The 11,607-nt window shown below is 73.4% G+C and carries 12 protein-coding genes; 3 read left to right on the top strand and 9 right to left on the bottom strand.

Annotation, left to right across the window (positions count from 1 at the left end):
- Nucleotides 1–29 precede the first annotated feature (29 nt).
- From ABD329_RS37430 to ABD329_RS37440, 3 genes are all read right to left on the bottom strand, one after another.
- On the bottom strand, nucleotides 30–428 hold the full coding sequence (locus ABD329_RS37430; protein WP_425574431.1) for a helix-turn-helix domain-containing protein: 399 nt from the start codon (nucleotides 426–428) through the stop codon (nucleotides 30–32).
- A 459-nt stretch (nucleotides 429–887) separates the two neighbouring features.
- On the bottom strand, nucleotides 888–1,568 hold the full coding sequence (locus ABD329_RS37435; protein ID WP_198281866.1) for a histidine phosphatase family protein: 681 nt from the start codon (nucleotides 1,566–1,568) through the stop codon (nucleotides 888–890).
- A 159-nt stretch (nucleotides 1,569–1,727) separates the two neighbouring features.
- Nucleotides 1,728–2,720 (bottom strand): MASE1 domain-containing protein, encoded by a 993-nt coding sequence (locus tag ABD329_RS37440; RefSeq protein ID WP_198281865.1) that lies wholly within the window; start codon nucleotides 2,718–2,720, stop codon nucleotides 1,728–1,730.
- Nucleotides 2,721–2,868: 148 nt separating this feature from the next.
- Here ABD329_RS37440 and ABD329_RS37445 point away from each other — a divergent pair, with 148 nt between their 5' ends.
- Together ABD329_RS37445 and ABD329_RS37450 are read left to right on the top strand one after the other, a co-directional pair.
- Nucleotides 2,869–3,012, top strand: coding sequence for a hypothetical protein (locus ABD329_RS37445; RefSeq protein ID WP_198281867.1), 144 nt, complete (start codon nucleotides 2,869–2,871; stop codon nucleotides 3,010–3,012).
- A 208-nt stretch (nucleotides 3,013–3,220) separates the two neighbouring features.
- Nucleotides 3,221–4,003 carry an alpha/beta fold hydrolase gene (locus ABD329_RS37450; RefSeq protein ID WP_198281864.1) on the top strand — a complete coding sequence of 261 codons (783 nt, stop codon included), beginning with the start codon at nucleotides 3,221–3,223 and terminating at the stop codon, nucleotides 4,001–4,003.
- Here the strand turns inward: ABD329_RS37450 and ABD329_RS37455 are convergent.
- The 6 genes from ABD329_RS37455 to ABD329_RS37480 all read right to left on the bottom strand — a co-directional run bounded on the left by ABD329_RS37455 (nucleotide 3,987) and on the right by ABD329_RS37480 (nucleotide 11,187).
- Nucleotides 3,987–4,685, bottom strand: coding sequence for a lytic transglycosylase domain-containing protein (locus tag ABD329_RS37455; RefSeq protein WP_344317539.1), 699 nt, complete (start codon nucleotides 4,683–4,685; stop codon nucleotides 3,987–3,989). The two genes, ABD329_RS37450 and ABD329_RS37455, sit on opposite strands and share 17 nt — an antisense overlap.
- Nucleotides 4,686–4,769: 84 nt before the next feature.
- Nucleotides 4,770–5,459, bottom strand: a complete 690-nt coding sequence (locus ABD329_RS37460) for a DedA family protein (protein ID WP_198282236.1) — start codon at nucleotides 5,457–5,459, stop codon at nucleotides 4,770–4,772.
- A gap of 250 nt (nucleotides 5,460–5,709) precedes the next feature.
- Entirely contained in the window at nucleotides 5,710–6,189 is a 480-nt protein-coding gene (locus ABD329_RS37465) for a DoxX family protein (RefSeq protein ID WP_198282235.1), read from the bottom strand.
- 139 nt (nucleotides 6,190–6,328) lie between these two features.
- On the bottom strand, nucleotides 6,329–8,338 hold the full coding sequence (locus ABD329_RS37470; protein WP_344317540.1) for an FAD/NAD(P)-binding protein: 2,010 nt from the start codon (nucleotides 8,336–8,338) through the stop codon (nucleotides 6,329–6,331).
- Nucleotides 8,339–8,547: 209 nt separating this feature from the next.
- A complete protein-coding gene (locus tag ABD329_RS37475) occupies nucleotides 8,548–10,389 on the bottom strand; it encodes an alkaline phosphatase D family protein (protein WP_344317541.1) in 1,842 nt (613 codons plus the stop codon).
- A gap of 138 nt (nucleotides 10,390–10,527) precedes the next feature.
- Nucleotides 10,528–11,187 carry an HNH endonuclease family protein gene (locus ABD329_RS37480; protein WP_344317542.1) on the bottom strand — a complete coding sequence of 220 codons (660 nt, stop codon included), beginning with the start codon at nucleotides 11,185–11,187 and terminating at the stop codon, nucleotides 10,528–10,530.
- Nucleotides 11,188–11,404: 217 nt separating this feature from the next.
- Between ABD329_RS37480 and ABD329_RS37485 the strand changes: the two genes are divergently transcribed.
- On the top strand, nucleotides 11,405–11,607 hold a 203-nt coding region (locus tag ABD329_RS37485; RefSeq protein ID WP_344317545.1), incomplete at its 3' end, for a hypothetical protein.

Genomic DNA, 11,607 nt, shown 5'->3' on the forward strand with positions numbered 1-11,607 from the left:
CCTCAGGAGGCGCTTCGGGCGGCGGTGCCTCAGGCGGCCAGGAGTACGTCCCCCTGCCGCCCCGCGTTCCGGACCCCCCGGGCCGCGCGGTCCGCGACGGACGTGGCCGAGGTGACGGACGTGACCGAGGTGACGGACGTGACAGACGTGAGCGACACCGCCGCGCCGTCGCGCCGCCGCGGGCCGGAAACGAGCCGGATCAGCTCGCCCTGGGCCATCGCGAGGAGGTCGGCCAGGCGCAGGCCGAGTGCGCGGGCGGCGGCCGCGAGGACCTCGGACGACGCCTCCTTGCGGCCCCGTTCGAGCTCGGAGAGGTACGGCATCGAGATCCGCGCCGCCTCGGCCACGTCCTTGAGGGTGCGCTGCTGGGCGAGGCGCTCGCGCCGCAGCACGCCACCGACGACATCCCGCCACAAGGGCTCCTTCACCGGCTCCCGGCCCGGCCGCTCCGGTCGGCCGGGAGCACCCGGGGTGCCTGGAGCGGCGGGGGACGCCGGGGCGGGGGCGGCCGCGGGGGCTCCGGCCCCGGCGGTGGCTCCCGCCCGGGGTGCCGGGTCCGCGGTGGCCGGACGCAGGGGAATGACGCGGGCTCGGTTCGACGCGTGGCTGCTCACCCCCTCAGGGTAGGAGCGTCGCGCCCAACGGGAAGGGGACAACGTTCTGCCCTTGGCGAATCGCTCAGGCGTTCGGCATGGGGCGGGTGGCGTGAACGGACCGCGCACACCCCGCGCATCCCCGGCGAGGAGCCCCGTTGTCAGTGCCGGGCCCTAGCGTATGGCTGTCCTTATTCACGCTTGCTGGGCTGCTTGCGTAACTCGGACACGGCGGGGGCCGGGCCCAACAGCGCGGGTCCGGCCCCCGGCGGAAAGACCGTTCGACCGCCCGGGTCAGGAGGTGATCCGCAGCTCCGGCGGATAGCCGGTCCAGCGCAGTGGCGCGGGCAGGTGCGCCATGTCGTTGGAGAAGAGCACCGAGGGCGGTCGGCCGAGCGGAGGGTAGCGGATGACGGTCAGCGCCGCGTTGCACTGGTTGAGGCCGAGCCAGCGCCACTTCGGGGCGTCGAGCACGGCCCGGACCAGCCAGCCGATGAGGAAGTTGTGCGTCACGACCAGCTCATGGCGGTCCTCGGGTCCGTCCACCGGACCCGTGAAGCGCTCCTCGGCGGCACGGGCCAGCAGCGGACCGCGGGCGCGCTCCCCGGCGGGAAAGCGGTGGACGAATTCGAGCAGGAAGTCGGCGGAATCGGCGGGCAGTTCGTCCCGCCGGGGTGTGTACGGCACATAGTCCCCGGCCGGTTCGCAGACATGGGCCGGTACGCCGTCGAGTTGATCGCCGATCAGCCGGGCGGTCTCGGCCGCCCGGGGCAGCGGGCCGTGGTGGATCGCCGACAGCGGAACGCCCCGGAGCCGCTCGCCGAGCAGCGTGGCCTGGCGGCGGCCGGTGGGCGTGAGCGCGCCTTCGTCCGGCGTGGCCTCGCCGTGGCGGGTCAGATAGAGATAGCGGGTGGCATGGGGTCTGGGGGGTGTGTCGGTCGTGTGAGCCGTGTGAGCCGTGTGGGTCGCGGTCATGGTCCCTGTCCGTCGAGAGTCACTGGAAGGGACGGCCGGTGAGGGGCAGCGGGTTCCTGCGGCGCCCGGCGGGTTCTGGTGGCGCCCGGCGGGTTCTGGTGGCGCCCGGCGGGTTCTGGTGGCGCCCCGCGTGTTCCTGCGGCACCGCGGTGCGGCCCGCTATCGCCTGTCCGGAGACCTCCGGTCGCCCTCGGGCGGGCGGGGCTCGTCCGGGGTCAGGCGGAAGACCACGTCGGCCAGCTGGGCGCAGACGCGTTCGATCTGGCGGCGGGTGGCGTTGCGTTCGGCGATGATCGCGGACAGGAGCAGGGCCGTCAGGGCCGTCGAGCCGTTGAACGCCTGGAGGGTGACCATCCGGGCCGGGAGCGAGTGGTCGGAGAACGGACCCGTGCCCTCCGCCGTCGAGGCGATCGCGAGCACCGTGACGATGAGCGAGCACGGGGCGGCGCCCGCGAGCTGGAAGCGCAGGGCGGCCCAGATCAGGAACGGGAAGACCAGGAAGAGCAGGCTGACCTCCGTCCGCGTGGCCACCAGCGTGACGGCCGCCGTGCCCAGCAGCAGGGCCACCGCCTCCAGCGGGCGGTACGGGCCGACGCCGCGCGGGAGCCGGGCGCGGCGGAGCACCAGCAGTACGGGGGTGATCACCAGCACACCCATCGCGTCACCCGTCCACCACACCGACCAGGCGGTCCAGAGGTCACTCGCCGGGAGCGCGCCCGACAGCAGAAGCGCGGCGGTGCCCACCGTGGCGCTGATCAGCATGCCCGCCAGGGCGCCGGGGAAGACCAGGGCCAGCGCGTCCCGCAGCCGGTCCACGGCGGGCCGGAAGCCCATGCGCCGCAGCAGCAGATACGAGCAGACCGGGGCCAGGGTGTTGCCCGCCACGATCGCGAGGACCGCCAGGGGCGACGGGCCGATGGGGGCGTTGACCGCGACGGCGCCGAGGGCGATGCCCGGCCAGGCCATCGGGCCCAGCGTCAGCAGACAGGCCAGGGCGATTCCGGTCGGCGGCCACAGCGGGGTGACCTGACCGCGCACCAGCTCCTGGAGCAGTCCGATCCTGGCGCCCGCGTAGTAGAGGGCGGCGACGGCCACGAGCCGCAGCGCGGTGGCGCCGTGGCGCCGGAGGCCGTTCTTCCGCCGGATCCCCATATCGCGCCCCACAGCCGCCATGAGACTACGGGCGCCCCCGGACGGCGCGGCTGACACGCGGCCACCGGGGCGGGCTCGCCCGTGCGCAGCACAGCACGCGCACGATCGTGCGCAGCACAGCACGCGCACGATTTCATCAGGTTCCTCCGTGAACGTGGCCCCCGGTGTCGTCGCGGCCCGCGCCTTCGAGGTCCCCGACTCCCCGGGCGTCCGCTTCCACCACATGGTCATCGTGTCGCACGGCGGCACCGGCACCATCAGCCACGTCATCAACAACGCATCCCCGGCCTGAAGGCCGGGGAGTCCTCCGGGGTCCCGGTGAACTCCCTCCGGACCCTCCGTCACACGGACGCCCCCGCGCCCGCGATACGGCCCCTTCCCGGGGCGTATCGCGGGCACGCATATGCGCATCGGGCTTGCCCACCCGAAGCGGGAGCCGTCACCGTTGTCCCCCACGGGCACGCGCCGCGCGCCCGTATTCGACTGGGACCGGAGGTGCCATGGGACCGATCGTTCCACCCCTCGTTCCACCGTACGAAACCGTCGGCGACGGGCCGCACCATGTGATGGCGGTGCACGGCTGGTTCTCGGACCGGGCCGCGTACGCCGCGACGCTGCCGCACGTCGACCGGCGCGGGTTCACCTATGTGCTGCCCGATCTGCGCGGCTACGGCGAGGCGCGCGACATCCCCGGCGCGTACACCACCGGCGAGGCCGGGGGCGATCTGCTCGCGCTCGCCGATCACCTCGGCTGGGAGCGGTTCTCGCTCGTCGGCCACTCGATGGGCGCGGCCGTCGCCCAGCGCGTCCTGGCGGCCGCCCCGGACCGGGTCCGCCGGCTGGTCGGGGTCGCGCCGGTGCCGGCCAGCGGGGTGCCGATGGAGGGCGAGCAGTGGCAGCTGTTCGCGGCCGCCGCCGACCGCCCGGAGAACCGCCGGGAGATCATCGACCGCACCACCGGCGGCCGCCACCCGGCCGCCTGGCTGGATCTGATGGTGCGGCACTCGGTGGAGCACAGCGACCCCAAGGCGCTGCGCGCATGGCTGGACTCCTGGGCGCTGGAGGACTTCCACGAGGACATAGCCGGTGCCCAGGTGCCGGTCCGGATCGTGGTCGGCGCCCACGACCCCGCGCTCACGGCGGAGGTGATGCGGCAGACCTGGCTGCGCTGGTACGTCAACGCCGAGCTGGTGGAGCTGGAGTACGCCGGGCACTATCCCGCCGACGAGACTCCGCAGGAACTCGTACGGGCCGTGGAGGACTTCATCACGGCCGACGCGTAGCCGCCGGTGAGGAGCCGGTGGCGGACCCGGACGGATCGCCGGAGGGCGAGGGGGAGGCCGGGGTGGCGGGTGAGGCGGAGGCACTGCTGGTGTGCTTCGCCTCACTCTCCTGGTACCTCTTCTCGCTCTTCTGGTACTTGGGCAGCAGCTCGTTCAAGATCTTGTCGACATACTCCCGCGTCTCGAGGATCTCCGGGATGCCGCGCGCCCGGAGCACCGCGTTGGGCCCCGCGTTGTACGCCGCGAGCGCGAGCCGGGTCGCGCCGAGCCTGGTCCCGCCGCCCGGGACCACCTTGACCACCTGGTACAGATGGCACATGTAGCGGGCCTGTGAGGGGATGGCGTCGCGGGGCTCCCAGACGTCGGCCTTGCCGTCGCCGTCGCCGTCCTTGCCCCACTCCTTCCAGGTGACCGGCGAGAACTGCGAAATGCCCTGGGCATGCCCGGAGTCCGCGTCCCGGCGCCAGCCGCTCTCCGCGTCGATCTGGGCGGCCAGCAGCGGCACGCTCAGCGGGGAGCAGGTGCGGACCGCGGCCTCCACGACGGGGCGCCTGGCATCGGGGATCACCGGCAGCTCGGGCTCCGAGGGCTCGGTGAGATGCCGTACGACCAGGACCGCGGCGACGACCAGGGCGAGGCCGGCGAGGAACGCGGCGACCATCCCGGCGGCGCGGGTCAGCATGCCGGAACCGGCACGATGGGGGTACGCATGCAGGGACCGTAGCGGCAATCGCGGGCCGATCCGTAATCGGTCGCCGACACGGCCCTACCGCGCCTGGTGGACGCCGGGCAGCGGCTGCCCGGCCGGACCCGCGGGGAGCGGACCTGCCGCACGCTCACCCGGACGCTTCATCACATACGCCGCACCGGCGCCGGCCGCGAACAGCGCGAGCACCGAGACCGCCGTGCCGAGCCAGGTGGCGCCGAGCCACTGGCCGCCGACATAGCCGAGGGCCACGCTGTACGCCGCCCAGGCGAGCCCGGCCACCGCCGACCACGGCAGGAATTCCTTCACCCTCCGGTGGGCCGCGCCCGCGCTCAGGCTGACGACCGAGCGCCCCGCGGGCGCGAAGCGGGCTATGACCACGAGCGGGCCGCCGCCGCGCACCAGCGCGGTGCCCAACTTCTCCTGGGCGGAGGTGAGTCGGCGGGAGCGGGCGATGGCGCGGTCGAGCCGGTCGCTGCCGCGCCAGGCCAGCCGGTAGGCGACCATGTCCCCGAGCACGGAGGCGGTCGCGGCGCACAGCATCAGCCCGAACATGGCGGGGAAGTCGGCCGCGCCGGCCTGGCGCACCACGCCGACGGCGTCAACGGTGGTGCCGGCGGCCGCGGTGGCGGCGGTGATGACCAGAACTCCGCTGGGCAGAACGGGCAGGAAGACATCGAGCAGTACGGATGCCCCGATCACCGCGTAGATCCATGGGGTGTTGGTCAGCGACCCCAGATGTTCCAACAACGTTCTACTCCCGATCCCGGTCCCCCCGCTGCGCGTGTCGCCGGGAAGCGGCAGGCGGCAGCCTGTAACAGCCATACAGCGTACGCCTGTGACTGAAGAGGATAACGGTAAGGGGTGTGATGATGTTGTTCGAATCACGCCATGCGGGGCGTTCGGCCCCGCAGGGCGCGATGGGTGACGTGATGTCGAATGCGGGGAACTGACCGGCCGGACTGGCGGCCGGACGAGGGGACGCCCGGCCGCGGTTCCGTCAGACCCGGGACGGCTCGCGCCGCGCTTCCGGCGCCGTCTCGCTCGCGCGGGCCGAGCCGAATATCCGGTCCAGCGCCCAGGGGCCGGGGCCGGTGAAGACGATCAGCAGCAGGGCCCAGCAGAACATCGCGGCGGGCTCGCCGCCGTTCTGGATGGGCCACAGCTTCTCGGGCTGGTGCTCGTGGAAGTACGCGTAGGCCATCGAGCCCGAGGAGATGAAGGCCGCGCTGCGGCTGCCGACGCCGAGCATCACCAGCGCGCCGCCGACGAGTTGGATGACGGCCGCGTACCAGCCGGGCCAGGTGCCGGCCTCGATGGTCTTGCCGGTGCCCATCATGCCGCCGAACCAGCCGAGCAGCGACGAGGCGCCGTGGCAGAAGAACAGCAGCCCGACCACGATGCGGAAGAGGGAGAGGACATACGGCTTGGCGCTGTCGAGCGCCTCGCCGAGGGTGCGGGGGGTGGGGGAAGAAGGCATGGGAGGGGAGCTCCTTGCTCCTGGGGACGGGGAACAGCGGAACGCCAGGTTAGGTTTCCCTCACCTTTTGTTGCAAGTTCAAGTTCCTGCCAATGTGGGTGCCCCGGAAGCCCTTTCCCTGACGCCCTGAACCCGCTCCTCAGAGCCCCGCGGCGCACATCGGGGCACCTTCCTGACGGGGTTCCGGCGTGGTCGTCACGCGCAGCGCCGCCCGTGCTACCGCGTCCGTGTCGCAGAGGGTGACGGAGTTCACGCCCGGCCGCGCGCCCGCGGCCGTCACCCAGTGGACCCCCTCGGTCGGCACCCCGAGGGCGAACCGCCGTGGATGCGGGCGGCCCTGGGCGTCCACCAGCCGGTAGGGGGCGGTGGTGACATCGATGCCGCCGGTCTCATAGCCCTCCACCCGGTGCGGACGGCACTGCCCGGTCGCCAGCAGATGGATCAGCAACTCATCGGCGGTCCGGCGCACATCCGGCTCCGGCAGCCGCGCCTCGATCAGCGTCGTGGCCGCCACCGGCGGACCCGGCACCTCGGCCGACCGGGCGGCGAAACCGGCCTCGGCACCCCCTTGGTCTGGACTTTCCAAGGTCACTTCAAGCCGCGGGCCGAGGACGTCCAGGACCCCCGCCTCGATCAGCGCGGCCATCTCCTCGATCCGGCGGCGCGGCGGGCCGATCGAGAGGAAGGCGTTGAGCGGGGTGTACCAGCGGTCCAGATGGGCGCGGCGGGACGCCCCCGTGAGCCCGCCGTGGTCGACGATCAGACGCACCTCGTTGCGGAGGTCGCGCAGCACGTCGAGGGCGGCCTTGACCGGGCCCTCGACATTGCCCAGCCGCGCGTGCGCCGCGTCCTGGTGGGCGTAGGCCAGCAGCCACCGCCGGAAGTCGTCACGCCCCGTGAACCGGCGTCCGCGGTACGGCTCGGCCACCGCGTCCCAGGACCAGCGCTCCGCCTCCGGAATGCCGTACTCCGCGAGCACGGCGGCCTCTTCGGGGCTGCCGTGCTCGGTGGCCAAAAAGTGACGCCTGAAATGTGCCGGGATGAACGGGGCGGGGGTTCCGGAGCCGGGCCCGGGGGTCTCCGGGGCTTCCGGGGCGGCCGGGGCTTCCGGGGCTTCCGGGGCTTCCGGAGTGTGGGTGTCGGGGGCGCGGAGGGCCAGCAGCGTCTCGTAGTAGACCGTCTCGGCCTCCTTGGCCACGAGCGGCCATATCTCGGTGAGGAAGTCCGGCGGATCGCCCGCGTCCGCGCGCTTGCGGAAGTGGCCGAGCACATCGGGGGTCAGCAGCAGCGGGGTGTGGCGGCCGCACGGCCCCTTCGCGTTGTCGCCCCGCGCGTGGTACGGGATGCCGCGCCGCGACCCCGCGTACAGCCGTGGCTCGAGTCCCGAGGGCCGGTAGACCAGACCGCCGCGCGCGTTGGGGACGAAGGTGCCGCCCCGGCCCGCCGTCAGCAGCGCCATGTGGTCGAAGAAGTTGAGACCGAGGCCGCGCAGCAGCACCGGCTCGCCCGGCGCGATGAGCGACAAGTCGACATCGGCGGGGTTGGCGGGCGGGTAGTAGCGCAGCCCGTACCGCTCCGCGTGGGCCGCGTACCGCCGCTCCATGGCGTCGGTGGCCGCCGGAAGGTGGCCCTGCGCCAGGACGACCGCGCGCAGCCCCTCCAGACGGCTCCCGTCATCCAGCGTCAGCGCCTGCGCGCCGTCGGCCCGTTCCTCCAGCCGTACGGCGCGGGCCCGGTGCGTCCGGACGGTCACCGTGTCCGGCGCGCCCCGCACCACCTCGCCGAACACCCATCCCAGATAGCGGCCGTAGAGCGCGCGGCTGGGGTAGTCGTCCGGGCCGAGGCCGGGCGCCAGTCCGTGCGCGCTGACCCATTCGTACAGGCTCGGTCCGGTCCGCACCGGCCCGCCGCATTCGACGCTCGCGTCGGTGAACAGGGTGACCTGCGAGGCCACGGTGTTCATCAGCAACTCGTCCGGCTGGGCGGTGCGCCAGACCCGTCCCGCGCCGGGCGGGGAGGGGTCCACCATGTGCACCGTCAGCGGAGTGCCGGGCGCCAGCTCCGGGGCCGAGGCGCACAGGCGCTCCAGCACGCTGGTGCCGCGCGGCCCGGCGCCGACGACGGCTATCGCGTGGGGGTCTCCGGCCAAGGCAGTGTCTCCCGGGGCAGATGTGACGCAGGGGGCGCGCCCATCATGCCGCCCGCCCCACACGAATCTCCCCGGTCTCCGGAACGTACCGCTCCGTTGTGTCCTGTATCACGGACGTACGCCGCCATCACGTGCATCACGTGCATCACGTGCATCACGTGCATCACGTGCATCACGTGCATCACGTGACGTACGGCGCGGAACGGCACTCAAGGGGCCGACCGGCCCGTCCAGTCCGTCTCCAGCGCCGCCACCAGCCGGGCACCGCCGCCCGAGGGGTCCGACTGCGCCTGGTCCAGCCGCAGATGCGCGGTACGGCCCCGGAGGGTCAGCGTCATCAGCTGGTTGCCGAACCAGGGCCCACCCGTCTTGTGCCAGCTCAGGCGGGGGTGCGGCACCCGCCCATGGCGCCGGAACGCCCGGCCCAGGGCGCGGCCCGCCGCGCTCCAGCCGAAGCGGAAGCCGAGCCGTATCGAGGCGTGGATGCTGTTGTGGACCGGGGAGCAGGTCAACTGGCGCACCTGGCTGCGGGGCGGCCGGGACGGCCACCGCGACCAGTCCGGGGTCGCCACATAGGCGTGGTGCACATCGCCGGAGAGCACGCTGATCGTGGCGGGCGCGCCCGGTGCGCCGCCCACCGCGGCGATGGTGTCGGTGAGCGCGTCGAAGGACTCGGGGAACGCGGCCCAGTGCTCCAAGTCGCCGCGCTGCCGCAGGTCCTCGGCGATGCGCGCCCAGCGCCCGCCGCGTCTGCCGCCGCACACCGAGGCGTTCCACGCCTCCACGTCATGCACGAAGTGCGGCAGCAGCCAGGGCAGCGAGGTGCCGAGCAGCAGATGGTCGTAGCCGCCGGAGGTGTCATGGCCGCCGGAGGTGTCATGGCCGCCGTCGGGCTCGGGCTGCTCCGGTCCGGTGGGGAAGCCGGGGGCGCCGCCCACCCCGTCCATGGCCTGCTCGCGCACCCAGGCGAACTCCTTGTCGGTCAGCATCGCCCGGCGGCCCTCCTCGAGCACCCGCGCCGCGCGGGTGTCGACCATCAGCAGCCGGGTGCGGCCGAAGTCGCGGCGGTAGCTCCAGCGGGTGTACCCCGGATCGGCGTCGGCGCGGGCGGCGAACTCCCGCAGCGCCTCGGTGCCGTCCTCCGCCGCGCGCACCTCCGCGTAGAGCGGGTCGGCGGCCAGCTCGGCGGGGGAGAGGTTGCCCAGGTGCTGATGGACCCAGTAGGACATCAGCCCGCTCAGTATCCGCTCCCGCCACCACGGGGTGGCGCGCATCCGGCGCTGCCACGCCTCGCTGGTGTTCCAGTCGTCGATGACATCGTGGTCGTCGAAGATCATGCAGCTGGGGACGGTGGAGAGCAGCCACCGCACCTCGGGGTCCAGCCAGGACTCGTAGTAGAGCCGGGTGTACTCCTCGTAGTCCGCCACCTGCTCACCCGGCGGCTCGCTCAGATCGCGGCGCTCGGCCAGCCAGCGGCGGGTCTCGGCGGAGGTCTCGTCCGCGTACACCTGGTCGCCCAGCAGCACCAGCACATCGGGGCGCGGGGCCTCCGGGGCGCGGGCGAGCGCCTGCGCGAGGGTGTCGAGCGCGTCCGGCCCCACGGGGTCGTGCGAGGCGTCGGAGGGCGGCGCGGCCCACCGGCAGGAGCCGAAGGCCACGCGCACGGGCGCGGGGTCCGTGGCGTCCGCGCCCTTGGCCGGGGCGGCGCCTGCGGCCGGGGCAGCGCCCGGGGCCGGGGCCGCGCCCGGGGCAGCGCCCGGGGCCGGGGTGCGGATGGTGCTGTCGGGGAACGGGGAGTCCGGCAGCGGCCAGACCTGCTCGCCGTCGAGCAGCACCCGGTAGGCGGTCTCGCCGCCCGGGCGCAGTCCGGTGACCGGGATCAGGGCGTAGTGGTGGCCCGCGATCTGCCAGGTGGTGGCGGTGCCGCCCGCGCCGTCGGCGCACCGCACCTCGGCCTCACAGGGCCGGTCGGCCTCGACCCAGACGGTCGCGCCGGTACCGGTCTCCCAGTCGACATGGCGCAGCAGCGGTCCCAGGCGCAGCCCGGCCATCCGGACCTCCTCCGTCGTTCTTCGATGTGCTCGTCATGCGTACGGTACGGAACGACGGAGGAGGTGCGGCGGTTCCTCCGGACGGTGTGCCGGGGGATGTGTCCGGTAGCGCGGTGTCCCGCGTGGTGCCGTGGTGTCTCAGCAGCCGTTGAGTATGCCGCTGAGCGCGGACTTCTCGGCCGAGTCGAGGGTGAGCTTGTAGGTGTACTTCACCGAGACCCACATGCGGGCGTACATGCAGTGGTACGAGGTCCGGGACGGCAGCCACTCGGCGGGGTCCTGGTCGCCCTTGGACTGGTTGACGTTGTCCGTCACGGCGATGAGCTGGGAGTGGGTCAGGTCGTTGGCGAACGCCTGGCGCTGGGCGGTGGTCCAGCTGTTGGCGCCGGACTTCCACGCCTCGGAGAGCGGCACGACGTGGTCGATGTCCACGTCGCTGGAGGCGGACCAGGTCTCGCCGTCGTACTCGGAGTACCAGGTGCCACTGGTGGCGGCGCAGCTGGAGTCGGTCTGGACGTTCTCGCCGTCGCGCTTGAGGACTTCCTCGCGGGTGTTGCAGGCGCCGCTCTGGGTGATCCAGTGCGGGAACTTGTCTCGGCTGTAACCGTCGGACGAGCCCTCGGCCTTGACGGTCAGCGAGGCCAGCTGGGTGCGGGCGGTGGCGGCGCTGGGCGGGGTGGGCGGGGAAGCCTCGGCGGCGGGCCCGCTCAGCACGAGCGTGCCCAGCAGGGCGACGAACCCGCCGAAGACGGATGCGCGACGCGCGTAGACGCGACGACGAGAAGACGTGTCCGACATGCGAACTCCCTTGAGGGTGGGGGGTCATTGGCCCCTGGTGCCCGGCCATAGTTGCGGCGCCGGGTTGCTGTGGGGTGGGCGCCAGGTAACAGAGTGACGACGCGGTCATGTCAACGCAAGGGGTTCCGGGCGGGAGTTGGTGCTACGAGTCCGCCCCGGCGCGGCCGTGGAGCGTTCGCGATACGGCTGTGTAACGCGCGCGCCCGCGCTCGCCTCAGTGGCATTGCCGCCGGTCAACGCCGCGCCCGGGCGTGGCGCCCCCGGCTCCGCCGCCCGGCGCGCGCCCAGGTCGCCGACGAGCGGGGCGCACGAACGGCGACGGCGCGCGGGGCCGCCGGCGGGTCGTGGCGCCTGCGGCGGCCCGCCCACCCTCCATCAGTCCCTGCTCGACCACCCCGCCCGCGCCGCGCATGACCTGTC

The organism is Streptomyces javensis, assembly GCF_039525925.1.
Lineage (GTDB): Bacteria > Actinomycetota > Actinomycetes > Streptomycetales > Streptomycetaceae > Streptomyces > Streptomyces asiaticus.